The 24747-nt window shown below is 61.1% G+C and carries 21 protein-coding genes; 9 read left to right on the forward strand and 12 right to left on the reverse strand.

Features of this window, described 5'->3' with window-relative positions:
* Positions 1–28: 28 nt before the first annotated feature.
* The 8 genes from dctM to MHH62_RS03995 all read right to left on the reverse strand — a co-directional run bounded on the left by dctM (position 29) and on the right by MHH62_RS03995 (position 8749).
* Entirely contained in the window at positions 29–1309 is a 1281-nt protein-coding gene (gene dctM / locus MHH62_RS03960) for a C4-dicarboxylate TRAP transporter large permease protein DctM (protein ID WP_014718351.1), read from the reverse strand.
* Entirely contained in the window at positions 1309–1941 is a 633-nt protein-coding gene (locus MHH62_RS03965; protein WP_339232535.1) for a TRAP transporter small permease, read from the reverse strand. The genes dctM and MHH62_RS03965 overlap by 1 nt, the downstream gene beginning before the upstream one ends.
* Before the next feature lie 201 nt (positions 1942–2142).
* Complete coding sequence (dctP, locus tag MHH62_RS03970; protein ID WP_014718349.1) at positions 2143–3126, reverse strand: C4-dicarboxylate TRAP substrate-binding protein DctP; 984 nt, start codon at positions 3124–3126, stop codon at positions 2143–2145.
* A gap of 218 nt (positions 3127–3344) precedes the next feature.
* On the reverse strand, positions 3345–4160 hold the full coding sequence (locus MHH62_RS03975; RefSeq protein ID WP_200599194.1) for a CoA ester lyase: 816 nt from the start codon (positions 4158–4160) through the stop codon (positions 3345–3347).
* A gap of 14 nt (positions 4161–4174) precedes the next feature.
* Complete coding sequence (locus tag MHH62_RS03980) at positions 4175–5368, reverse strand: CaiB/BaiF CoA-transferase family protein (protein ID WP_073453285.1); 1194 nt, start codon at positions 5366–5368, stop codon at positions 4175–4177.
* A gap of 10 nt (positions 5369–5378) precedes the next feature.
* Entirely contained in the window at positions 5379–6728 is a 1350-nt protein-coding gene (locus tag MHH62_RS03985; protein WP_339232537.1) for an MmgE/PrpD family protein, read from the reverse strand.
* A gap of 10 nt (positions 6729–6738) precedes the next feature.
* A complete protein-coding gene (locus tag MHH62_RS03990) occupies positions 6739–7902 on the reverse strand; it encodes an acyl-CoA dehydrogenase family protein (RefSeq protein ID WP_020301504.1) in 1164 nt (387 codons plus the stop codon).
* 28 nt (positions 7903–7930) lie between these two features.
* Positions 7931–8749, reverse strand: coding sequence for a MaoC family dehydratase N-terminal domain-containing protein (locus MHH62_RS03995; protein WP_019820163.1), 819 nt, complete (start codon positions 8747–8749; stop codon positions 7931–7933).
* A 284-nt stretch (positions 8750–9033) separates the two neighbouring features.
* On the opposite strand from MHH62_RS03995, the gene MHH62_RS04000 reads away from it, so the two are divergent.
* The 3 genes from MHH62_RS04000 to MHH62_RS04010 all read left to right on the forward strand — a co-directional run bounded on the left by MHH62_RS04000 (position 9034) and on the right by MHH62_RS04010 (position 12681).
* Complete coding sequence (locus MHH62_RS04000; protein WP_014718343.1) at positions 9034–9933, forward strand: LysR family transcriptional regulator; 900 nt, start codon at positions 9034–9036, stop codon at positions 9931–9933.
* Between the two features lie 116 nt (positions 9934–10049).
* Positions 10050–11873, forward strand: coding sequence for a serine hydrolase domain-containing protein (locus MHH62_RS04005; RefSeq protein WP_339232539.1), 1824 nt, complete (start codon positions 10050–10052; stop codon positions 11871–11873).
* Positions 11874–11889: 16 nt separating this feature from the next.
* Positions 11890–12681, forward strand: a complete 792-nt coding sequence (locus MHH62_RS04010; protein WP_339232541.1) for a MipA/OmpV family protein — start codon at positions 11890–11892, stop codon at positions 12679–12681.
* 136 nt (positions 12682–12817) lie between these two features.
* Here the strand turns inward: MHH62_RS04010 and MHH62_RS04015 are convergent, their stop codons facing one another.
* Both MHH62_RS04015 and MHH62_RS04020 read right to left on the reverse strand, forming a co-directional pair.
* The gene (locus MHH62_RS04015; protein WP_014718340.1) at positions 12818–14095 is read right to left on the reverse strand and encodes an ATP-binding protein; all 1278 of its coding nucleotides are present in this window, start codon (positions 14093–14095) and stop codon (positions 12818–12820) included.
* A complete protein-coding gene (locus MHH62_RS04020; RefSeq protein ID WP_014718339.1) occupies positions 14096–14803 on the reverse strand; it encodes a response regulator in 708 nt (235 codons plus the stop codon).
* Between the two features lie 157 nt (positions 14804–14960).
* On the opposite strand from MHH62_RS04020, the gene MHH62_RS04025 reads away from it, so the two are divergent.
* Entirely contained in the window at positions 14961–16160 is a 1200-nt protein-coding gene (locus MHH62_RS04025; RefSeq protein ID WP_336826425.1) for an MFS transporter, read from the forward strand.
* Here the strand turns inward: MHH62_RS04025 and miaE are convergent.
* A complete protein-coding gene (gene miaE, locus MHH62_RS04030; RefSeq protein WP_014718337.1) occupies positions 16116–16718 on the reverse strand; it encodes a tRNA isopentenyl-2-thiomethyl-A-37 hydroxylase MiaE in 603 nt (200 codons plus the stop codon). The genes MHH62_RS04025 and miaE overlap by 45 nt on opposite strands.
* 149 nt (positions 16719–16867) lie before the next feature.
* On the opposite strand from miaE, the gene MHH62_RS04035 reads away from it, so the two are divergent.
* A complete protein-coding gene (locus MHH62_RS04035; protein ID WP_014718336.1) occupies positions 16868–17731 on the forward strand; it encodes a universal stress protein in 864 nt (287 codons plus the stop codon).
* A gap of 134 nt (positions 17732–17865) precedes the next feature.
* Here the strand turns inward: MHH62_RS04035 and MHH62_RS04040 are convergent, their stop codons facing one another.
* Complete coding sequence (locus MHH62_RS04040; RefSeq protein WP_339232544.1) at positions 17866–18333, reverse strand: DUF1289 domain-containing protein; 468 nt, start codon at positions 18331–18333, stop codon at positions 17866–17868.
* 395 nt (positions 18334–18728) lie between these two features.
* On the opposite strand from MHH62_RS04040, the gene acnB reads away from it, so the two are divergent.
* From acnB to MHH62_RS04060, 4 genes are all read left to right on the forward strand, one after another.
* Positions 18729–21338, forward strand: coding sequence for a bifunctional aconitate hydratase 2/2-methylisocitrate dehydratase (acnB, locus tag MHH62_RS04045; protein ID WP_003190828.1), 2610 nt, complete (start codon positions 18729–18731; stop codon positions 21336–21338).
* A gap of 364 nt (positions 21339–21702) precedes the next feature.
* Positions 21703–22596, forward strand: a complete 894-nt coding sequence (locus tag MHH62_RS04050; RefSeq protein WP_014718333.1) for an alpha/beta hydrolase — start codon at positions 21703–21705, stop codon at positions 22594–22596.
* A gap of 25 nt (positions 22597–22621) precedes the next feature.
* A complete protein-coding gene (locus MHH62_RS04055) occupies positions 22622–23893 on the forward strand; it encodes a glycosyltransferase (protein ID WP_014718332.1) in 1272 nt (423 codons plus the stop codon).
* 117 nt (positions 23894–24010) lie between these two features.
* The gene (locus tag MHH62_RS04060; RefSeq protein WP_020301512.1) at positions 24011–24736 is read left to right on the forward strand and encodes an autoinducer binding domain-containing protein; all 726 of its coding nucleotides are present in this window, start codon (positions 24011–24013) and stop codon (positions 24734–24736) included.
* The last annotated feature ends 11 nt before the right edge of the window (positions 24737–24747 follow it).

A 24747-nucleotide genomic window follows, 5' to 3' on the forward strand; every position in this document is an offset into this window, starting at 1 on the left:
GGCTGCCCTCTCCCACCGTCTAGCGGCCTCACATCCCCAGCCACTGCGGCAGCGCGAGGGAAATGAACGGCAGGTAGGTGACCATGATCAGGAACACCAACAGAATCATCAGCCACGGCATCGCGGCGCGAATGGTCTGCCCTAGAGTCAGCCCCGTCACCGCCGAGGTCACGAACAGGTTCAGCCCCACCGGCGGGTGCACCAGGCCGATTTCCATGTTCACCACCATCACAATCCCCAGATGAATCGGGTCAATCCCGAGCTTCATCGCAATCGGGAAAAAGATCGGCGCCAGGATCAGCACAATGGCCGAAGGCTCCATAAAGCTGCCGGCAATCAGCAGCACCACGTTGACCATGATCAAAAAGCCAATCGGCGTCAGCCCTTCCGAGATTACCCACGCGGTAATTTGCTGGGGGATCTGTTCGGTGGTCAGCACGTGGGCAAACAGCATGGCGTTGGCGATGATGAACATCAGCATGATCGACAAGCGCCCCGACTCCAGCAGCACCTTGGGGCAGTCGCGCAGCTTCATGTCCTTGTAGACGAACAGCGCGACGAATGCTGAATACACGGCTGCCACTGCCGCCGCTTCGGTCGGGGTGAACATGCCGCTGTAAATGCCGCCGAGGATGATCACCAGCAGCAACAGCCCCCAGAACGCTCGGCGTGCACAACTCAGCCACTCACGGAATGTCGCCCGGGGTTGCGCCGGCAGCTTCTTGATACGGGCGACGATGTAGATCGCGACCATCAACATCAGGCCCAGCAGCAAGCCCGGAATCACCCCGGCCATGAACAATTTGCCTACTGAGGTTTCGGTCGCCGCCGAATACACCACCATCACGATCGACGGCGGAATCAGAATGCCCAAGGTCCCGGCGTTGCAGATGATGCCCGCCCCAAACTCCTTGGGGTAACCGGAACGCACCATGCCCGCCACGGCAATCGAGCCCACCGCTGCCACCGTGGCCGGTGATGAGCCGGACAGCGCCGCAAACAGCATGCACGCCAGCACCGCCGCAATCGCCAGGCCACCGCGGATATGCCCGACACAGGCGTTGGCAAAGTCGATCAGCCGCTGGGCCACGCCGCCGGTGGTCATGAAGGCGCCGGATAACAGAAAAAACGGAATCGCCAGAAAGGTATAGGCGTCGCTGGTTTCAAACAGTTTGATCGCCAGGGAACTCACAGAGTCCTGGCTGAACATCAGGATCGACACCGCACCGGACAACCCCAGGGCAATCGCAATTGGCACGCCCAGAAACATGAACACGAACAACAGGAGAAACAGACAGAGCACGGCCATCAGTGACGCTCCTCATGGCTGCCGGCCAACTTGCTGGCCTCGCCGGCCTCGTCGGCCAGGCCCAACCCGACCTGGCGGTGGGTAAAGATGCGGTAGAAAATTTCCAGGTAGCGGATCAAGACCAAGGCAAAGCCAATGGGCACGATCACCACGATGTCGCCGACATCGATGCCGAACTGGTCGAGGTCTTCGGCGCCGATATGCGCGGTCATCACCGCACTCACCCACTTGTAGCTGGCCACCATGAACAGCCCGGCATAGGCCAGGCAGCACAGGCAGGCGAGCATGCCGAGCAGGCGTTGCACCGGGCGCCGGGTCAGCCGCACCAGCGCGTCCACGCCCAGGTGGCCAGCGGTGCGCACGCCGTAGGAAATGCCGAAGAAAATCAACCAGCCGAACATGGCCTTGGTCAGCGCCACACTCCAGGTCATCTCTTGGGCCCAGGCCATGGTGCCGTCGCCCAGGGCATTGAAGAAGGCGCTGCTCCAGGCCCATTTGTCGGCCAGGGCAAAAAACAGGGTGTAGACGTTGTTGAGCATGACGTAGACGAATGTCACCAGGGTCATGGCGGCCAGCAGGAAAGCAATGAAGCCTTCCTCCAGGTGCTCCCAGACGCTCCTTAGCGTTTGCATGGCAAAACCTCGCGTGGCAGAGATAGGTAAAAAGCCAGGTCAACCTGCTAGATCGTTCCCACGCTCCGCGTGGTAATGCCGCCCCGGACGTTCCACGTCCTGTATCACGCCGTGCGTAAGGCGACGCGGAGCGTCACGGGATGCATTACCACGCGGAGCGTGGGAACGATCAGTCGCGGGCAAGCCCGCTCCCACAGAGGTTTACTGGTTGGAAGCGTCCGCCGCCTTGATCAGGTCAGCCCCAATCTCGCCCTCGAACTTCTGCCACACCGGGCGCATGGCTTCGCGCCACAGCGCACGTTGCTCGGGGGTCAGTTCGATGATTTCGCTGGTCTTGGCGTCGACGATCTTCTGCTTGGCCGACTGGTTCAGCGCTTCGGCCTGCTTGTTCACCTCCACGGTGACCTCGGCCATGATCTGCTCCAGGGTGCTGCGCACATCCGGCGCCAGGCCATTCCAGAACTTCGCGTTGGTGATCACCATGTAGTCGATCAGGCCATGGTTGGACTCGGTGAAGTACTTCTGCACTTCATTGACCTTCTGGCTTTCATAGTTCGACCAGGTGTTCTCGGTGCCATTCACGGTACCGGTCTGCAGGCCCTGGTAAACCTCGGCAAAGCTCATCTTGCGCGGGTTGGCGCGGATCGCCTTGAACTGTTCTTCGAGCACACTGGAAGCCTGCACGCGGAACTTCAGGCCACGGGCGTCCTTGGGTTCATGCAGGGCCTTGTTGGCGGAGAGTTGCTTGAGGCCGTTGTGCCAATAGGCCAGGCCGAGGATGTTCTTATCCTGCATCGAGGTCAGCAGTTGCTTGCCCTGAGCGGCCTGGAAACGGTCGACGGCGGCCAGGTCGTTGAACAGGAACGGCAGGTCGTAGATCTGCACTTGCTTGGTGTAGTGCTCGAATTTGGCCAGGGACGGCGCCAGCATTTGCACGTCACCCAACAGCAATGCTTCCATTTCCTTGCCATCGCCAAACAGCGACGAGTTCGGGTACACCTCGACCTTGACCTTGCCGGGCAGGCGCTCTTCAGCAAGTTTTTTGAACAGCAGCGCGCCCTGGCCTTTGGGGGTGTTTTCGGCCACCACATGGGCGAACTTGATCACAATCGGGTCTGCCGCCTGGGCCAGGCCAGCGGTAAACAAGGTGGCGGCGCACAGCAGCGCCCGGGAAAGCTTGAGCATGGGAATCACCTTCTTATTGTTGTGTTTAAGGCAAGGTGCCTGATGTAACGCGTGTCGTGAATTTCGAATTTTAGATACCTGCGTTCGGCCTGGCCGAACGCGCCCAGTGTGGGAGCTGGCTTGCCTGCGATAGCGGTGTGTCAGGCAACACAGACATTGACTGTTCTGCCGCTATCGCAGGCAAGCCAGCTCCCACACTTCGTTCCCGGTTTTGTCAGTTACAGTTGCGCGGCCAGCAGCCGTTGCGCGCGCAGCAGTACCGGCGCATCCACCATCTGCCCATCAATCTGATAAGCCCCTGCCCCATCAGCACCCGCCTCCACCACCCGCCTGGCCCAGGCCAGCTCTTCAGCGCTCGGCGCCAGCGCGGCATGGATCACCGCGACTTGCTTGGGATGAATGCACAACGCCCCGGCAAAACCCATCTCATAGGCGTGCCGGATCGAACGGTGCAGGCCTTCGGGGTCGTCGATGGCCGGGTGCACGCCGTCCAGCGGCGCCGCCAGGCCCGCGGCGCGCGAATGCACGATCAACGCCAGGCGCGCCTGGTCGAGGGCCAATTCGGCGGCACGGGAGTGACTGCTCAGGTTCAGGTCCAGCGCCAGGTCCAAGCCACCGAACGACAGGCGCTCTACCTGGGGCGCCTGGGCAATCTGCGCCAGTGCCAGCAAACCGCGTGCGCTTTCGATAATCGGCCAGATAGCCTTGCCGGTAGCGGCCACCACAGCCACCTGGGCCGCGCTTTCGACCTTGGGCAGCAATATCCCGGCGACATTTGCATGGGCCTTGCAGAAGGCCACGTCCTCAAAATGTTCGGCATGTTGCGGCGCGTTGATGCGCACCCACACCTGGGCCTCGGGATGGGCGCACAGGAATGCTCCCAGATTATCCCGGGCCTGACGTTTGAGCGGTTCTTCCACCGCGTCTTCAAAATCCACAATCACTGCGTCGGCGCCGCTGGCCAGGGCCTTGGCAAACCGCTCCGGGCGGCTGCCCGGCACAAACAGCGCAGAACGTACTAAAGGCTTTGGCATCACTTGATTCCTGATTAGATAACGCCGCGCTCGCGCAGGCTGTTAATGGCCTCAACGGAGTAACCCAGCTGATCGAGGATGCCTTGGCTGTGTTGCCCCAGCGCTGGCACGCCGTCCATGCGCGGGGTAAACGCGGCGTTACGGGCCGGTGGCAGCAGCGACGGCAACGGCCCCGCCGGGCTGTCGACGTCGCGCCAGCTGTCGCGGGCCTTGAGTTGCGGGTGGTCCCACACGCCTTGCATATCGTTGACCCGGGCGCTGGCAATTTGCGCGTCTTCCAGGCGCTGGATCACCGCCTCGACGCCCAGTTGGGCAAAGCGCTCCACGATGATCTGGCGCAGCACCTCGCGGTTGGCCGAGCGCTTGAAATTGGCGCTGAAGCGTTCGTCCATGGCCAGCGCCGGGGTGAGCAGCACTTTGTCGCAGAACGCCGCCCATTCGCGCTCGTTCTGCAAGCCAAGCATCACGGTGCCGCCGCCCCCGGTGGGAAACGGCCCGTAGGGGTAAATCGTCGAATGCGCGGCACCCGCACGCGGTGGCGGCGCCGCGCCGTCGAAGGCGTAATACATCGGGTAGCCCATCCACTCCACCAGGCTTTCGAGCATGCTTACATCGATGCGACTGCCCTGGCCGGTTTTGCCGCGCAGCAGCAACGCCGACAGAATGCCGCTGTAGGCGTACATGCCGGCGGAGATATCCGCGATGGAGCAACCGGCCTTGGCCATCTGTTCTTCTTCTGGGCCTCCGGTCACCGAGAGGAAGCCGCCCTCGCTCTGGATCAGCAGGTCGTAGGCTTTCTTTTTCTCATAGGGCCCACCTTCGCCATAGCCGGAAATATCGCAGACGATCAGGCGTGGAAAACGTACGTGCAGCGCCTCGAACGATAAGCCCATGCGCGCCGCCGCGCCGGGGGCAAGGTTCTGCACCAGCACATCGGCATCGGCCAGCAGCGCATCCAGAATGGCGCCCGCCTCGTCCTGCTTGAGGTCCAGGGTCAGGCTTTCCTTGGAGCGGTTGGTCCAGACGAAATGTGACGCCAGGCCACGCACCCGCTCGTCATAGCCACGGGCGAAATCGCCGGTGCCGGGGCGCTCTACCTTGATGACCCGGGCACCGAGGTCGGCCAGTTGGCGCGTACAGAACGGCGCGGCAATCGCGTGTTCCAGGCTGACGACGGTGATGCCGTCCAGCGGTCGTTGTTCAGTCATGACAAATCCCTCAAAGCCAATGGGCCATGGACGCGGTAGTTCGCAGGTTCCACACCTGCTCGATCAGGCGGTTGGCCTGGGCCGGGGTGCGGGCGCCGCTGAAGTCGGCCAGGCGCTGGAACTTGTCCGCCAGCTCGGCACGGCTCAGGGTGTTGCCCGGGTCGCCCTTGGGTTCATCAATGGCACCGTGCAGCGTGCGGCCATCGGTGGTGGTGACGGTGACGCGGCCCAGCCAGCGTTGCGGGTAGGCGTTGTCGACTTCGGGGTCCAGGCTCATGCAGACCTTGTCGCGAAACGCCGCGACCGCAGGATCGGTCAACGCCAGCTCATGGAATTCAGGCAAACCGGCTTTGCCATGCACAGCGATCAGCCCAAGCACCGTGCCCATGGAAAATTTGGCCTGGTGCACGGTGGTCGGCACCGTCACTCGGCCGAGTACGTCAATGGCGCCTTGGTGCACGTGGGTTTGCACCTGGGAGATCTGCGCAGCGCTCAGGCCTTCACGCTGCATCACGGCCAGCAGCGCGTCGGCAGCAGGATGGGTGTGGCGACAGGAGGCGTGGAATTTGAACGAGGTTTCCACCAGCGCCCAACGGCTGCCCAGCTCGGAAGACAATTTGCCCGGTTGGGCATCACTGGACATCCCGGCCGCCAAACCTTGCTCACCTTCAAGGATATTGCGCGCGCCGGTCAGCCCATCGGCCGTAAGGTAAGCCGCCAGCAAGCCGTCCGCCGCCGCCTTGGCCGTGTGCAGTTGCTTGGAGTCGGCGGCATCGCGCAGAAACTCCCACAGCCCGGCAGCCTGGGTGCCGGCGCTGCCGAGCAGGTTGATGAATTGTTCTTCGTTGAAGTCGAGCAACTTGCCCACCGCGACCGCCGCCGCCAGGGTGCCGACCGTGGCCGTGGTGTGGAAGATGCGGTAGTGGGAGCGGCCCATGAACTCACCGATGCGAATCCCCGCCTCATAGCCGGCTACAGAAGCCAGCAACAGCTCACGGCCAGACTTGCCGAGGTCCTGGGCAGCCGCCAATGCAGCGGAAAACACCACGGTGGCCGGGTGCAGCACGGAGCTGTTGTGCAGGTCATCCTGCTCTACCAGATGTGAGGAAGCGGCGTTGACCAGTGCGGCAAAATACGCGCTGGTGCCGGTGCCGTTGACGATCACCTGGGCCGGGCCGCTGCTCGGGCCCATCTTCTGCGCGTAGCGTTCAAACAGGGGGATCGGGTGCGCGCCTTGGCTGGCCAAGGCGGATGCGAGCCAATCCAGGTACAGTTCTTCGGTGCGCGCCAGCACGGGCTCGGGCAATTGTGAGTACGTCAGCTCGGCCAGGAACCGGCAAAGGGCTTGGGTAGGGCTCATGCTCAGGCCCTCAGAAGCTGCGTGGCAGTTCGAGCAAATGCTCGGCCACGTAGGACAGGATCAGGTTGGTGGAGATCGGCGCCACCTGGTACAGGCGGGTCTCGCGGAATTTGCGCTCCACGTCGTACTCGCAGGCAAAGCCGAAGCCGCCGTGGGTTTGCAGGCAGGCATTGGCCGCTTCCCAGGACGCCTTGGCCGCCAGGTACTTGGCCATGTTGGCACTGGCCCCGGCGTTCTTGCCGCTGTCGTATTCCTCGCAGGCACGCCAGCGCATCAGGTCGGCCGCTTCGATCTCGATATGCGCCTCGGCAATCGGGAACTGCACGCCCTGGTTTTGCCCGATGGGCCGGCCAAACACCACACGGTCGCGGGCATAGGCGCTGGCCTTTTCGATGAACCAGCGGCCGTCACCGATGCACTCGGCGGCAATCAGCGTGCGCTCGGCATTCAGGCCATCAAGGATGTATTTGAAGCCCTTGCCCTCCTCGCCAATCAGGCTGTCCAGGGGCAGCTCCAGGTTGTCGAAGAACAGCTCGTTGGTCTCGTGGTTGACCATATTGGCGATGGGCTGCACGGTCAGGCCGTTGCCGATGGCCTGGCGCAGGTCCACCAGGAAGATCGACATGCCTTCGGATTTTTTCTTTACGTCGGCCAAGGACGTGGTGCGTGCCAGCAGAATCATCAGGTCGGAATGCTGTACCCGTGAGATCCAGACTTTCTGGCCGTTGATCACGTACTTGTCGCCGCGCTTGATCGCCGTGGTCATGATCTTGGTGGTGTCGGTGCCGGTAGTGGGTTCGGTGACGGCCATCGACTGCAAGCGCAATTCACCGCTGGCCAGCTTGGGCAGGTAGTAGCGTTTTTGCGCCTCGCTGCCATGACGCAGCAGGGTGAACATGTTGTACATCTGGCCGTGCACGGTGCCCGAGTTGCCGCCGCAGCGGTTGACTTCCTCAAGGATCACCGAGGCTTCGGCCAGGCCCAGGCCGGAACCGCCGTATTCCTCGGGGATCATTGCCGACAGCCAACCGGCGTCGGTCAGGGCCTTGACGAAGGCTTCGGGGAAGCCTTTTTCTTCATCGATCTTGCGCCAGTAAGCGGCATCGAACTCGGCGCACAAGGCGCGCACGCCGTCGCGGATCGCATTGAGTTCTTCGTTGTCATGGGCATTCATCTACGGCTCTCCGCCTGTTGTTATCGGGTTATTCGAAATGCACCTGGGCGGTCTGTGCCAGGCCTTCAGTGTTGCCAGCCCACAGTTCTGCGACGCCGGTGGCGGTGATGCGCCCGCCGACCTGAAAAGGCTGTGGCGCAATCAGTGGGCGCACGCCGCGATAGGCAAAGCGGCGCAAGGTCGCCTCAGGGTGCGCTCGGCAGAACGCACGCAGGTTCAAGGTGGCGATCAGCGGGCCATGCACCACCAGGCCGGCATAGCCTTCGGTGCCGGTGACATAGGGGTAGTCGTAGTGGATGCGGTGGCCGTTGAACGTGACGGCGCTGTAGCGGAACAACAGGGTCGGCGTCGGCTCGACGGCCTCTGTCCATTCGCCCCGGGCCAGCGCGTCGCCGCTGCCAGGCTTGGGTGGCGTGGGTTCGCGGTAGACGATGTCCTGCTCCTCGCGGATGGCCAGGCGCCCTTCCTGGGAGTAGTCATGACGCACGGTGACAAATAGCAGTGAGCCGGTGCGCCCGGTCTTTTCTTCGACCTGGGTGATGGTCGACACGCGCGTAGCCGCCTCGCCAGCCCGCAGTGGGTGCAGAAATTCAAGACGCCCACCGGCCCACATGCGATTGCGGTTATCGGCCGGCGGCAGGAACCCGCCGCGTGCCGGATGGCCGTCGCTGCCCAACGCCACCTCCGGCAGCGGGTCCTGGAAAAAGCACCATTGCCACAACGCAGGCACAGCGTCGCCGTCGGCAGGCACCTCTTCACCTAATGTGGCGGCGATGCGCTTGAGCAGGTTATGGCTCAGGTGGTCGTAGGCGGTCTCACTTCGGCCGATCCAATCAGTGGCGCTCATCGGGTGCAGGTCCTCAGGCAGTGGGTGTCTGCCGAGGATCATGCAAGGGCCAGCCCGTTCTGAGAATTTGCATTTCAATAAACCAGCGTTCGGTTATGCTGAACGCTTACAGCCACACCGTGAACCAATGTGGGAGCTGGCTTGCTGTGGCGAGCAAGCTTGCTTGCGCTGGGGTGCGTAGCGCCCCCAAAAAAGCCGGCTCCAGCTGCGCTGTCGAGCGGGAGCAAGCTCCCTCGCCACAGCAAGCCCGCTCCCACAGGAAACCTGTTGTCCGGGAGCCTTGCATGCACTTCGATCTCGCCGACCTGCGCCTGTTTATCCATATCGCCGAATCCCCCAGCCTCACTCAGGGTGCCAAGCGCGCCTTCCTGTCGCCGGCTGCCGCCAGTGCGCGGATCAAGGCCCTGGAAGGACAGCTCGACACGCGCCTGTTGTACCGCGACAGCCGGGGCGTGGAAATCACTCCGGCAGGCGAGCGCCTGTTACACCATGCGCGGTTGATCATGCGCCAGGTGGATTACCTCAAAAGCGAGTTCACCCAATACGGCGTGGATTCGGCCGGGCATATCCGTATCTTCGCCAACACCACGGCGGTCACCGAGTTTTTGCCGGAAGTCCTGGCAGGCTTTCTGTCACAGCGCCCGGGCGTCACCGTCGACCTGCAGGAACGCCTGTCACGAGACATCGTGCGCGGGGTGCTCGATGGCACCAGTGACATGGGTATCATCGCCGGCCCCGTGGAAGCCTCCGGCCTGCAAGTGTTGCATTTCAGCACCGATGAACTGGTGCTGATGGTGCCCGTCGGGCATGCCTTGGCCGAACTGCCTTCGGTCACCCTCGAGCAGACCCTGGCGTATCAGCATATCGGCCTGCATGAAGGCAGCACGCTGTTGAGTTTCCTGCGTGAACACGTCGAGCGTCTGGGCAAGCAATTGTCGCTGCGTATCCAGGTCTCGAGCTTCGAGGCGATCTGCCGGATGGTCGAGGCCGGCGTTGGCATTGGCATCATTCCAGAGTCCGCCGCCCTGCGTCACAGCCGCACCATGCAGCTGGTGACGGTGAAACTGGACGAGCCCTGGGCGATTCGCGAGCGCAGCATCCTGGTACGCGAGCTGGAAGCGCTGCCGGGGACCATACGCGCCCTGATCGCCACGTTGATGCCTGCCCCCCTGGGCAAATCCTGATGTTTTTATAAGCGGCCGTTAACAGTCTTTGACAGTTTCCCGACAAAGCACTCAAAGATTCTCAGCACCCGCCGCCCTAGCATTCCAGCATCCAAATCATCATTCGGGTGCTCTTGATGTTTCGCAGACTGCGCGGTATTCCGCTATTGGGTTGCCTGTTGGGCAGTATCGGTTGCCACTCGCAACCGCCTGCCCCGCCGCCGATTCAAAAAGGTGATTACGGCGCAATCATCCGCTACCTGCAAACCCGCATTCCCCAGGAGATGGCGCGGGACAATGTGGCGGGATTGTCGATTGCCCTGGTCAATGGCCAGGAGCTGATCTGGGCCCGCGGCTTTGGCCTGGCTGACAAAGACCTGGGGGTGCCGGTCACGCCCAATACCGCGTTTCGCGCCGGTGGCATCTCCAAGCTGCTGACCGCCACGGCGGCGCTGCAACTGGTGGAGCAGCAACACCTGGCGCTGGATGCGCCGATCCAGCAGACCCTGCGTGAGTTCTACGTACGCTCCCGCTTTCACAGCGACCAGGCCGAGGCGGATCGAGCGATCACCTTGCGGCGCTTGCTCAGCCATCAATCCGGTTTGCCCAGCGAGCACCTGCGCGACCTGCGCAGCACCTATGCCATGGGGCAAATGCCGATGCGTGTGTCGGGTGTGTGGCTGAGCAGCCTACCGGGCTCCCAGGTGGCGTATTCCAACCTTGGCTATGCCTTGGTGGGCGCCGCCATTGAGCGTAGCAGCGGCAAAAGCTTCGAAGCCCAGTTACAAAGCAGCCTGCTCACACCCTTGCGAATGAACCAGTCCAGTTTCCTGGGTACCGGTGCGCAAATGAGCTATCGCGCCCACGGCTACGAGGATGGCAAGGCCAGCACCGACCCCCAGGTGCGTGACCTCGCCGCCGGTGGCCTGTGGACCAGCCCCAAAGACCTCAGCCGCTACGTGCGCATGCTGTTTGCCAAGGGCACCTACAAGGGCCGTCAGATCCTCGGCAGCGCTTCTATCGATGCCATGTTTACCCAGCAAAACACCGGCAACGCCTTGGATTTCGACTGCCAGATGGGCTTGGGCTGGTTCTTGGCGCCCTGTGGTGACGAGCCCATCGGCCCCGGTGTGCGCACCTACCAGCACAGCGGTGGCGGCGACGACTTCGTGGCCCAGTTGACCCTGCTGCCGGATCAGCAACTGGCCGTGGTCATCATGGCCAACGACAGCAACGCCGAAGACATGGTGGTGTCGCTGACCACCGACAGCCTGCGCCTGATGCTCCAGGCTCAGACCGGCAAGCCCGTATGCGCCGACGACTGCCAGGCCCCCAGCCACGGCCTCAAGCTGCGCCATGTACCGGCGGCGGTGGATCGCAAGCGCCTGGCCGGCTTCTACGCGACCGCCTGGGGCGTGTTCCGCATCAGGGATGAGCATGCCCGTTTGAGCGGTGAACTGGCCGGCTACGATTTCCAGCTATTGCGTGATGAGCAAGGCTGGCTGCGGGCGCAGAAAAAGATACTGGGGTTCTGGCGCAAGGACCTCGGCGAGTTGGGCCGCGTGCAGCTGGATGTGCTCACGGTACAAGGCCGCCAAATGCTCACCGCCCGCAGCCACGGCCAACGCATTGCCATCGGCGAGCGCATCGAGCCGCCGCCCTTGTCCGCCGCGTGGGCCAACACGGTCGGCACCTACCAGGTGCTCAGCAGCCATGAACCCGACGCGCCATTGAGTGGCATCAGCGTGCGCCAGGAGGACGGTTTCCTGGTGATTCGCGGCCAATTAAACGGCGAGCCGCTGACCGACTACATCCTGCTGCCCATCGACAACGCCCATGCGGTGCTGGCCGGCAACGGCTACGGCCTGGGCGATACCGTCAGCCGCCAGGTCAACGGCCTGAGTGCTTCGGGCTACTCGTTCAAACGCACCCATTCACCCCACACACCCTTGAACCTCTAACCAGGAAAACACCCTGATGCACTCAAAAAACCTGTGCCTGTCATTGACCTCACTGTGCCTGCTCGCCGCCGCCGATACGGCGCTTGCCGAAGACTGGCAATACAGCCTCAAGGCCGGCATGGCCAACGCACCCCGCTACAGTGGCAGCGACGAACGTATGACGGCGCCTGTGCTCGGCGGCAAAATCATCAGCCCCTGGGGCGTCTTTCTCGACACTGATACGGGCTTGGGCTGGGGTTACGAAGGTGATGCCCTGAGCTTCAGCGCATACGTTGGCGCAAGCGATTCGCGCAAGGATAAAAATGAAAGCATGCATGCCGGCTCCAAACGCCTCAAAGGCATGGGCGAGATCAAGTCACGTCCGCAATTGGGGGTAAGTACCGCCTACAAGCTCGGCGGTGTGATCATCGGCGCCACCCTGGAACATGCGCTTGAAGAAGATAAACACAAGGAAACCGGCAAGGCTTTTACCCACCTGGAGTTGAGCCTGGGTACCCATCTCTATGAAGGCCGCTACGGCTCCGTCGATGCCGCCATCAACAGCCACTTCGGTGACCGCAACTACCTGCAAACCTGGTACGGCGTGACTGCCGACCAGGCCACCCGCAGCCGCTTCAAGGAATACAAGGCAAGTGCCGGCAATATCAGCAATGGCATGAACCTCTCATGGAGCGTGCCGATCAACGAACACACGCAGTTCTCGACCTTGCTCGATGTGCAATACCTGGCGAATGAAGCAGGCAAGAGCCCGATTGTGGAGCAGCGGCTGCAGGCGTCGGTGTTGGGGGAGCTGCAGTACACCTTCTGATCTGACTTGCCCTCTGTAGGAGCGAGCTTGCTCGCGAAAAACTCGCAGGCGCCGCGTTTATCCAGAAAACACGCGTTATCGTTGAGGTTCTTCGCGAGCAAGCTCGCTCCTACAGGATGGCATGGGGCAAGCCGCCTTACTCTGCATAGGCCCACGTCATTCGAAACGACGCCCCGCCCCACTCCGAATCCTGCACTTCCACCTGCCCGCCATGCCACTGGCTGACACGCTTGACCAGCGCCAGGCCCAGGCCAAATCCGCCTGTGCGGCGGTCGCGGCTGGCGTCAAGGCGCAGGAAGGGTTCGAATATCTTGGTGCGACCCTCCAGCGGTACCCCCGGCCCATCGTCGTTGACCCGCACTTCGTAACCGCTGCCAAACTTGACCAGCGACACTTCCACGCGACGATCGGCATAACGAATCGCGTTGCGCAGCAGGTTGATCACGGCCCGCGCCATAAAGCGTGGCTCGATCTGGATAACGTCCACCTCGCAGGTGCGCAACGACAACTGCACCCCTTCTGCTTCGGCCTCCAGGGCCACGCTGCCGATCACACTGTCGAGCCAACTGTGGGCCTCGATTTGCTCGCGGGTGACCTGGGTAGCGCCTGGCTCAAGGCTGGCATAGGTCAACAGCTCGGAGACCATTTCTTCCAGTTCACCGAGGTCGGCGTACATGTCGTTGATCAACGCTCGGCTTTGCCGTGGGTCACTCTGCTGCCTGAGCTGGTCCAGCTCGAATGACAGCCGCGCAATCGGCGTGCGCAATTCGTGGGAGACCGCGTTGGTGAGTTCGCGCTGGTTGGCGATCAAACCTTCGATGCGCTCGGCCATCTGGTTGAAGTGCCCGGCCAGCGAGCGCACGGTGGAGCGACTCGGCAGCAAGATGCGCGAGCCCAGGTCATTGTCACCGAAACGTTGCGCTGCCAGGCGGATGTGCTCCAGGTCGCGCCAGTGTGGACGCACCCAGAAATACAGGACGATGGCCAGGCTCACGCCCAGGAAGCCATAGGCCCACAGGTATAACCACTTGGGTTCTTCCGGCAATCTGATTTCGAGCAGTTGCGGGCCGTCGTCGATAGGCGCGAGAAATTTCATGAAGTCTTCGCGCACCACCACCTGGTCAGCCGCCAGGAGTTTCTGTTCCCGTTCGCTCAAATCCTGGGTGTCGCGCTGCACCAATTTGAGCCGCAAGCCGTAATGCGGTTGCAGCTCGTCCAGGCGTGCCTGGCGTGCCTCTGCCTGCACGGGGCGCAGTTGCTCCACCAGGGCCCAGGCCGGGCCGCGCAGGGCTTCACGGTTATAGGTTTCGTTGGACTCGGGCATGTAGGCGTCCAGGCCGTAGTTGACCAACCAGATCGACCCGGCCAGACCGAGCGCGAGAATCAGATAGAGGCGCAGATACAAGCGCAGCATCTACACCTCCCACGCGAACGGATTGAACAGGTAGCCCTTGCCCCAGATGGTCTTGATGCACACCGGCTCGCGGGGGTTGTCATTGAGCTTGCCGCGCAGTTTGCTGATGTACACGTCTACGCTGCGGTTCAGGCCGTCAAAAGCGATGCCGCGCATGCGGTTGAGGATGTCGTCGCGAGAGAGAATCTTGCCCGCGCTGCTGGCCAGCAACCACAGCAACTCGAATTCCATGGTGGTGAGGTCAATGGTCTCGCCGCCCAGGCGGACCACCCGGCAACTGCGATCAATCGACAAGCGGCCAAATTCCAGGGCACCGCGCACGGTGGGCTCGGGCACTTGACGGCGCTGCAGCGCACGCAGGCGCGCCAACAACACCGGCGGTTTGATCGGCTTGATCACGTAGTCGTCAGCACCGGACTCAAGGCCAAGGATATGGTCCAGGTCATCTTCCTTGGCGGTGAGGATCACGATGGGCGTGTCCGACACGTTGCGAATCTCGCGGCAGACATGCAGCCCGCTCTGACCCGGCAGCATCAGATCGAGTACGACGATCTTCGGCTTGAAATCCAGGAACGCCGCCAAGGCTTCATCACCCCGGTACACCACCCGTACCTCGAAACCATGCTGCGACAGAAAATGCGAGACCAGCCCTGCCAGCTTTTCATCGTCCTCAACGAGCAAGACCTTGCCCAGACCCAGGTTTTCCATAAGTTCTCAGTGTGGATGCGCGGATTGAAATGGGGCCATTATAGGTGGCAAGCTGGCCGACAGAGGTGGCTGACCAGTCCACAGCGACGAAGCTTCATGCTTTTAAGAGTTTTTAACAAATAGCCTGCACTTTTTAACGCCATTGACAGGGAGTTCTATGCGCAAGGATTACCTGGCGTTCTTCATTTCGCTGTTCCTTTCACGGCTGGCCGACCAGGTTTTGCTGTTTATCGTGCCCCTGATCGTATTCCAGACCACTCAAAGCGTGTCGTGGGCGGGGCTGGCGTTTTTTGTCGAGTCACTGCCGCGCTACCTGGCTTTTCCGGTGTGCGGGGCATTGTGCGACAGGTTTTCACCGGTGCGTATCCTGCATATCAGCCAGGTGTATCGGGCCGTGGCCTGCGTGGTGGCGATGGCGCTGTATGGGCTGTTCGACGGTATTGAGTGGCTGGTCATGCTGTCCGCGTTGTGCGGCGTGTTGACCACCCAGGGCATCATGGCGCGGGAAGTGGTGATGCCGCATATCTTCGAGCATTACACCTACGCCAAGACCTTGTCCTATTCGCAGATCGCCGACCAGAGCGGGCTGGTGCTCGGGCCATTGGTGGCGGCGCTGATGCTGGAAGTCTGGGCGTGGCCTTGGGTGGTGCTGGGGGTCGCCGTGCTGTTTGTGCTGGCGGACCTGGCGATGCTGATCTGGCAGCGCCACACCACGGTGGACCTGCACATCCATGAACAACAGCCGGGTAACTGGCTGCAACCCCTGCGCACCGCTTTTGGCCACATCCTCAACCGGGTGGAGTTGAAGCGCATCATCGTCCTGGCGGTCGGCGTGAACCTGATAGTCGGCGTGACGCTGGCCACCTCGGCTGCCATGGTCACCGGCCACTACGCAGCGGGCAAAGACACCTATGCCCTGCTGCAAGCCGCCGGGGCGCTGGTGACCATCGCGATTCTGTTCTACCTGGCGCATTCATCACTGAAGCTGAAGGTACTGGGCGGGTTGTCGTACTCGATGATCACCGTCGGCGCGCTGATCACAGCGCTCAGCCCCGGCGTGTGGGCCTACGCGGTGGGGTTCCTGCTGCTGACCGGCTTTGACAAGATGTTCAACGTGTACCTGCGCAGCACCCGACAACGGGTGATTCCGGTGCAGGACTTCGGCAAGACAGTCGGTGTGATGACCTTGCTCAACAACCTGGCCCAGCCCTTGGCGGGCTTGATGATTGCCGTGCTGGCAGCACCCTTTGGCACGCCAACGGTGATCCTGCTGCTGGCGGGGATCACCGCGTTGATCGGTGTGGCCGTGGCCTCAGGCTGGCACGCCACTGTGAAAGCGGAACTCGACGTCGGGTGATTCGATCAGGTCTTGCTCGGTGGCTCGCACCCGGTCGATCACCTGGGCGATGTCCTTGGCGTCGCCGTACTGGTAAGCCAGCTTCAAGTAACCCTGGAAGTGCCGCGCCTCGCTTTTGAGCAAGCCGAAGTAGAACTTGCCGAGTTCTTCGTCCAAATGCGGCACCAGCGCTTCGAAACGCTCGCAACTGCGTGCTTCGATAAAGGCGCCCACCACCAGGGTGTCTACCAGCTTGACCGGCTCATGGCTGCGCACCACCTTGCGCAAACCCGAGGCATAACGGCCGGCGTGCAGTTGACGCAGTTCGACCTTGCGCTTTTTCATCAGGCGCATGACCTGCTCGTGGTGCACCAACTCTTCGCGGGCCAGGCGCGACATCATGTTGATCAGGTCAACGTGGCCGTAGTACTTGGCCATCAGGCTCAAGGCGGTGCTGGCGGCTTTGAATTCGCAGTTCTTGTGGTCGATCAGCAGGGTTTCCTGATCGGCCAACGCGGCCTGGACCCAGGCATCGGGGGTGCGGCAGCCGAGGAATTCATGGATTTCGGGCAGGTTCATCGGGCTCACGGGCAAAGGATCACAAAAGGGCGCCGATTATACCGACCCCGTCGCAGACCACCAGCCACCGGCCTTGATGTGTATCAACATGACGGCTGCCGGCCAGCAACTATAGTTATCCAACGCCCGCCCTTTTGGAGATCCCGACCATGCAAGCCATCCGCAGCATCCTGGTGGTCATCGAACCCGAGCATTCGGAAAGCCTGGCCCTCAAGCGTGCCAAGCTGATTGCCAAAGTGACCGACGCGCACCTGCACTTGCTGGTCTGTGACAAGAAGCACGAGCATTCGGCGCTGCTGAGCCTGCTCAAGGAAGGCTTGAAAGAAGACGGCTACAGCGTCACCACCGAGCAGGCCTGGAACGACAGCCTGCATGAAACCATCATCGATGTGCAGCAAGCCGAAGGCTGTGGCCTGGTGATCAAACAGCACTTCCCCGACAACCCTCTGAAAAAAGCCCTGCTGACCCCGGCGGACTGGAAGTTGCTGCGCTATTGCCCGACGCCGGTGTTGCTGGTCAAGACCGCCACCCCTTGGGCAGGCGGCGTGATCCTGGCGGCCATCGATGTGGGCAACGCCGACGGCGAACACCGCTCGCTGCATAATTCGATCATCGACCATGGCTTTGATATCGCCAGCCTCGCCAAAGCGCAGTTGCATGTGATCAGTGCTCACCCCTCGCCCATGCTGTCGGCGGCAGACCCGACCTTTCAGCTCAAGGAAACCATCGAGGCGCGCTATCGCGAGCAATGCAAGGCCTTCCAGGCCGAGTTCGACGTGGACGACAGGCACCTGCATATAGAGGAAGGCCCCGCCGATGTGCTGATCCCCCATATTGCCCATCGCTTGCAGGCGGCGGTGACCATTATCGGCACGGTGGCACGCACGGGGATTTCCGGCGCGTTGATCGGCAATACGGCGGAGGTGGTGCTGGATGCGGTGCAAAGCGATGTGCTGGTGCTTAAACCGCAGACGCTCATGGACCATCTGCAAGAGCTGGCGACCAAGCCCTGACACCGACCTTCAGGCAATGTGGATCAAATGTGGGAGCTGGCTTGCCTGCGATTGCGGTGGGTCAGCTGGCGCATTTGCTCCTGATACACCGCTATCGCAGGCAAGCCAGCTCCCACATTGACCTCGCCAGTCAATTAACCCAGCGCATCTTTCAAGAACCCAGGCGCGATATAGCGCTGGTAATGCGCCTCGGACAGGATAAAGAACTCGCGTTCAATGGCATCGCGCAGTTCAGGCAGCGCCCAGTCGCGAAACTCCGGCAACAGCACCATGCCGTACGCCTCCAGGTTATTGATCACCCGGGCCCCACGGGCGATCAACTGGTAGGCCCAACAATACTCGGACTGGTGTGGCACAAAGCGAATCTTGCGTTGCTCCAACTGCCCGCGCAGTGTCTTGGGGTCGAAAACCTCCACTTTGCCGGCCATGACCTGCACCAACAGCTGCTCAAGCCTGAGCCAGACCGCACGCTTTTCTTCTTCGTTATAGCCGTTCCACTGGATCACTTCATGGTGAAAGCGCTTGCATCCACGGCACACGAGATCGCCGTAGACCGTAGAGCACAGGCCGACGCAGGGGGTCTTGATGGTTTGGTTGGGCATGGGCAGCAACACGCAAATCAGCGAAACAGTGCGCCATGTTAGCCCTTTGTCTAAGGTTGATCACCCAGCAAACTTGAGTAGGCAACTTACCTTTAGATTTTTTTTGCCGTAGAATCACCCGGCCTTGTAAGGCGCCAATAATCCGCTGGAAGCTGTTTTCAAAGCGTCACGAGCACAGTCGTTCCTTCAGAACGGTGTTGGCGCAGGTTCGACCCGGTAGGTCAGAGCCCGCGCCAACCCTCATCAGCTCCGTTCTGCAGGCGTAAAACTTTGAAAGCAGCTTCTGTAAGAAATGGCGGCAGCGCTGGCTTTGCGGCCCAAAAAGCCCCCGAGCGCATGCGTGCCGTTCATTTCTGGATGAGCGTCCCGTGGGACCACTGATGAGGGTAATAACTGTGCTTGAAGCCTACCGCAAACATATCGAAGAGCGTGCCGCACTGGGTATCGTTCCCCAGCCGCTTAACGCCGAACAAACCGCAGGCCTGGTCGAGCTGCTGAAAAATCCTCCGGCTGGCGAAGAAGAATTCCTCGTTGACCTGATCACCAACCGCATTCCACCAGGCGTTGACGAAGCCGCTTACGTCAAGGCCGGTTTCCTGTCTGCCCTGGCCAAGGGCGAAGCCACTTCCCCCCTGATTGACAAGAAACGCGCTGTTGAACTGCTCGGCACCATGCAAGGCGGCTACAACATCGTGACGTTGGTCGAGCTGCTGGACGACGCCGAACTGGCACCCGTCGCGGCCGCCCAACTCAAGCACACCCTGCTGATGTTCGATGCGTTCCACGACGTCGCCGAAAAAGCCCGCAACGGCAACGAGCACGCCAAAGGCGTGATCCAGTCCTGGGCTGACGGCGAGTGGTTCCGCAACCGCCCTACCCTGGCCGACAAGATCAGCCTGCGCGTCTTCAAGGTCACCGGCGAAACCAACACCGACGACCTGTCGCCTGCGCCTGATGCCTGGTCCCGTCCTGACATCCCGCTGCACGCCCTGGCCATGCTGAAAATGGCGCGTGAAGGCATCGTGCCGGACGAGCAAGGCAAGACCGGCCCGATGAAGCAGATCGAAGAGATGCGCGGCCAAGGCTTCCCGATCGCCTACGTCGGTGACGTGGTCGGTACCGGTTCGTCGCGTAAATCGGCAACCAACTCGGTATTGTGGTTCTTCGGTGACGACGTGCCTTACGTGCCGAACAAGCGTGCTGGCGGTTTCTGCTTCGGCAGCAAGATCGCTCCGATCTTCTACAACACCATGGAAGATGCTGGCGCACTGCCAATCGAATTCGACGTTACCAACATGAACATGGGCGACGTGATCGACCTGTACCCGCATGCTGGCAAAGTCTGCAAGCACGGCACCGACGAAGTCCTGACCACCTTCGAAATGAAGACCCCGGTGCTGTTGGACGAAGTTCGCGCCGGCGGCCGTATCCCGCTGATCATCGGCCGTGGCCTGACCGACAAGGCACGCGCTGAGCTGGGCCTGGGCCCTACCGACCTGTTCAAGCTGCCTGAAGCGCCTGTCGACACCGGCAAGGGCTTCACCCTGGCGCAGAAAATGGTCGGCAAGGCCTGTGGCCTGCCAGAAGGCAAAGGCGTTCGTCCAGGCACCTACTGCGAGCCGAAGATGACCACCGTGGGGTCCCAGGACACCACCGGCCCAATGACCCGTGATGAACTCAAAGACCTGGCGTGCCTGGGCTTCTCGACCGACCTGGTGATGCAGTCCTTCTGCCACACCGCGGCTTACCCCAAGCCGATCGACGTGACCACCCACCACACCCTGCCTGACTTCATCATGACCCGTGGCGGTGTATCGCTGCGTCCAGGCGACGGCATCATCCACAGTTGGCTGAACCGCATGCTGCTGCCGGACACCGTCGGTACCGGTGGTGACTCCCACACCCGTTTCCCGATGGGCATCTCGTTCCCAGCCGGTTCTGGCCTGGTCGCGTTTGCCGCCGCCACCGGCGTCATGCCGCTGGACATGCCGGAATCGATTCTGGTGCGCTTCAAAGGCAAGATGAAACCTGGCATCACCCTGCGTGACCTGGTGCATGCCATTCCTTACTACGCGATCCAGGCTGGCCTGCTGACCGTAGAGAAGAAAGGCAAGAAGAACGCCTTCTCTGGCCGCATCCTGGAAATCGAAGGCCTGAACGACCTGACGCTGGAACAGGCTTTCGAGCTGTCCGACGCCTCGGCTGAACGTTCGGCTGCCGGTTGCACCATCAAGCTGTCCAAAGAGTCCGTCACCGAGTACCTGAACTCCAACATCACCCTGCTGCGCTGGATGATCGGCGAAGGCTACGGCGATGCACGCACCCTGGAACGTCGCGCCCAAGCGATGGAAGCCTGGGTTGCCAACCCGGAGTTGATGGAAGCCGATGCCGACGCCGAATATGCCGAAATCATCGAAATCGATCTGTCGGAAATCAACGAGCCGATCCTCTGCGCGCCAAACGACCCGGACGACGCCCGTCTGCTGTCCAGCGTCGCTGGCGAGAAGATCGACGAAGTGTTCATCGGTTCGTGCATGACCAACATCGGCCACTTCCGCGCTGCCGGTAAGCTGCTGGAGCAGGTCAAGGGCCAGTTGCCGACTCGTCTGTGGCTGTCGCCGCCGACCAAGATGGACGCTCACCAACTGACCGAAGAAGGCTACTACGGCATCTACGGCAAGGCTGGCGCACGTATGGAAATGCCAGGCTGCTCGCTGTGCATGGGCAACCAGGCACGCGTTGAGCCGAACTCCACCGTCGTGTCGACCTCGACCCGTAACTTCCCGAACCGCCTGGGTGATGGTGCAAACGTCTACCTGGCATCGGCTGAGCTGGCGGCAGTCGCCTCCACTCTGGGTCGCCTGCCAACCGTCGAAGAGTACATGGGCTACGCAGCGAAACTGGACACCATGGCCAGTGACGTCTACCGCTACCTGAACTTCGACCAGATCGCTGAGTTCCGCAAGATCGCAGCAAGCGCCAACATCCCGGTGATTCAAGCCTAACGGTGTGTTGATGTGAAAGGCGCCGCGTATCGCAAGGTACGCGGCGTTTTTTTGCGTAAGCCAAAAGGGTAACGGATGTCAATCCAGGCTCCCGCTCCCCCTTAAAGAGTTGTATCAGACTGAAAAGTACTGGCCGCCGACAACCTTTGCACGACGACCTACCAGATCAGGTAGTTGTCCCTCTACGCCTTGAAGGCTAAAACTCTCTACACCCTGACGCCTGTATCACGGAACCCACCAGCTCTGGATGTACTTCGCGCTGTAAGCCGTACCCCTTAATAAAAAAAACAAACCCTGCCCTCGACACCCAAGCCCGGTGCCAGGGGCGCTCTCGCCTGTTTTTTGTGCTGACTGGAGGTGTGTTATGTCGCGTAGCCAATATGTGATCAAGAAAATCTTCAAGCATTATTCGGTGTCGGTGGAACACATCGGCGATGCGCCTGATAGAAAGAACGTCCTGTTGGTCAACGGCGCCATGGCCACGACGTCGGCCTTTGCCCGTACCAGTAAATGCCTGGCCGAACACTTCAACGTGGTGCTGTTTGACTTGCCGTTCGCTGGAAACTCCCGCGCTCACAACCCTGACCGGTGCCTGGTGACCAAGGACGACGAAGTCCAGATCCTGCTGGCATTGATCGAGCGCTTCAACATTCACCACTTGGTTTCCGTGTCCTGGGGTGGCCTGTCCACCCTGCTGGCACTTGCCAAAAATCCAGACAGCGTTGAAAGCTCAGTGGTGATGTCGTTTGCGCCTGGCCTCAACGCGCCGATGCTCGATTACGTCAGCGGGGCGCAGGCACTCATGGCCCGGGATGACAACGCAGGGATCGGCCATTTGCTCAACCAGACGCTGGGCAAGCATCTCCCGGCTCGACTCAAGACCGCCAATCAACAGCATATGGCGCAGTTGATCAACGCCGAGCAGCATCAAGCGCGCTTCCATATCGAACAGGCACTCAAGCTCAATGAAGGGGCCTACTTGCCGCAACTCTTGAACATTGACAGTCATGTGCACTTCCTGAATGGCGCCTGGGACGAATACACCAGCGCCATGGACGTGCAGTCCTTCAAGCAGTACATCCGCGATTGCAGCTTCTCCATTGCCCAGAGCAGCGGACATTTTCTGGACCTGGAGTCCAAGGCCGCGGCCAACGGCGTGCACCGCGCGTTGCTCGGGCATTTGCTGAGGGCATGCGACGCCCAGCCAGGGGCGTTTTGCGAGCAGTCGGCTCAACGAGCGCGGCTGAGCTTTGCCTAAATACTTTTCAACAAGGACGTAGATGATGCGAGTAATCATGGTTGCCATCGGCTCGGCCGGTGACGTTTTTCCCTTTATCGGCCTGGGGGCTGCCCTGACTGTGCGCGGTCATCAGGTCACCTTGTGCAGCATGCCGACGTTTCAGCGCGCCATTGAGGCGCAGGGGCTGAACTTCGTGCCGTTATGCGATGAGGCGACCTACAGCGCCGCCATGGGCGATCCCCTATTGTGGGACCCGAAGACCTCATTCGCCGTATTGTGGCAAGCCATCGCCGGCCTGCTGGAACCCGTCTACGACTATGTAACCACTCACAATACCGACGATACGGTGGTTGTCGGCTCACTATGGGCCTTGGGTGCACGTATCGCCCATGAAAAATACGGCATCCCTTATCTGTCCGTCCAAGTGTCGCCATCCACGTTGCTTTCTGCACATTTGCCGCCCGTGCACCCCACCTTCAATGTGTCGCGGCGCTTGCCATTGACTCTGCGCAAGCTGCTCTGGCGCGGGATCGAATACCTGAGCCTGGACCGTACCTGTGCTCCCCAAATCAACGCACTACGCCACAAACATGGGCTACCAGGCGTGGTGAAGAACATCTTCAGTCAATGGATGCATGCGCCCCAAGGGGTGATATGCCTGTTCCCCGAATGGTTCGCCCCCGCACAGAAAGACTGGCCACAGCCTTTGCACATGGCCGGTTTCCCTCTGTTCGACGGTGGCGCCCCTGGGCTCGATGAGCCCACACGAGCCTTTCTGGTTGCCGGAGCGCCCCCTATTGTCTTCACTCAAGGCTCCACTGAGCACTTTGACCAGCAGTTTTATCGTTTCGCCCTGGCAGCGCTGCACAGGGTCGGTGCCCGCGGCATTTTTCTGACCGGTGATCGACCGCTCTTCACGGACCTGCCGCCCACCGTGATACAGCGCCCGTTTTTGCCGATGAGTTCGCTGTTGCCCCACGCGGCCGGTCTGGTCCACCCCGGCGGCATTGGCGCCATGAGCCAGGCGCTGGCGGCCGGCATTGCGCAGATTGTGCTGCCTATCGCTCATGACCAGTTCGATAACGCCGAACGCCTGGTGCGCATGGGATGCGGCATACGCCTTGCCCTACCGTTAAACAAACAGGACCTGGACGATGCGATCACAACGCTCTTGCACGACAGCCGGCTGCAAACGGCCTGTCGTCGAGCGAGCAGCCTGATGCCCTGCGACGCTGCCTCTTGTGAAACAGCGGTCAACGCCATTGAGCAGTGCCACGCGCGGCATTCAATGCCTCGCCTGCGCCAGGCCTCATAAACCACGAACGTCCAAGTGTAAGCACCGTGCCAGAGCGGTCGGGAAGCCTCGGCAAAGTTTGACAGAAATAGCTTGTGGGCTAGATTGCCAAGAATGCAGTAATCGAGGCGACTGTCCATGGAGAAGGAAAACGACCTCATTCGTTGGTGGGATTGCTTACGCATCGAGATGTGCAAGCAACAGGATGAGACTCAAGTGTTAGCGCTTCTGGAGCGTGAAGTGTTGCAACTGGGGTTCGAGTACTACGCCTATGGCGTACGTCACCTGACCCCTTTTACACGCCCCAGAACCGAGATATGCGGGTCCTACCCCGCAAGCTGGCTGGCACATTACGAGAAGCAAAACTACGCGGCTGTCGATCCGTCAATCCTTAGTGGCTTGCGCTCTACCGAGATGGTGGTATGGAACGACGCACTGTTTGATAACAGCCGCACGCTGTGGCAGGAAGCTCGGGACTGGGGCTTGTGCATCGGCGCCACACTGCCGATTCGAAGCCACGACCGTTCACTGCGGGTACTGTCCGTGGCTCGGCGCCAAGACATTATTTCGCAGGCTGAAAACAACGAAATTCAAGTGCGCCTGCGCTGCATCCTTGAACGGGTGACACTGCGCCTGACAGACCTGGCTTATAGCGAACGCGCCCACCAATTGGTCTGCCTGAGCCGGCGTGAGCGGGAGATCCTGCAGTGGACCGCCGACGGCAAGAGTTCAGGAGAAATCGCGCTGATCCTCACTATTTCCGTCAACACCGTAAACTTTCACCTCAAAGCCATTCAGAAGAAATTCGGCGCTGGCAACAAAACACTGGCGGCAGCCTACGCCGCTGCACAGGGCCTTATCTAGGGCCCGACAAT

The sequence above is a fragment of the Pseudomonas sp. FSL L8-0168 genome (genome assembly GCF_037976155.1).
Classification (GTDB): Bacteria; Pseudomonadota; Gammaproteobacteria; order Pseudomonadales; family Pseudomonadaceae; genus Aquipseudomonas; species Aquipseudomonas paracarnis.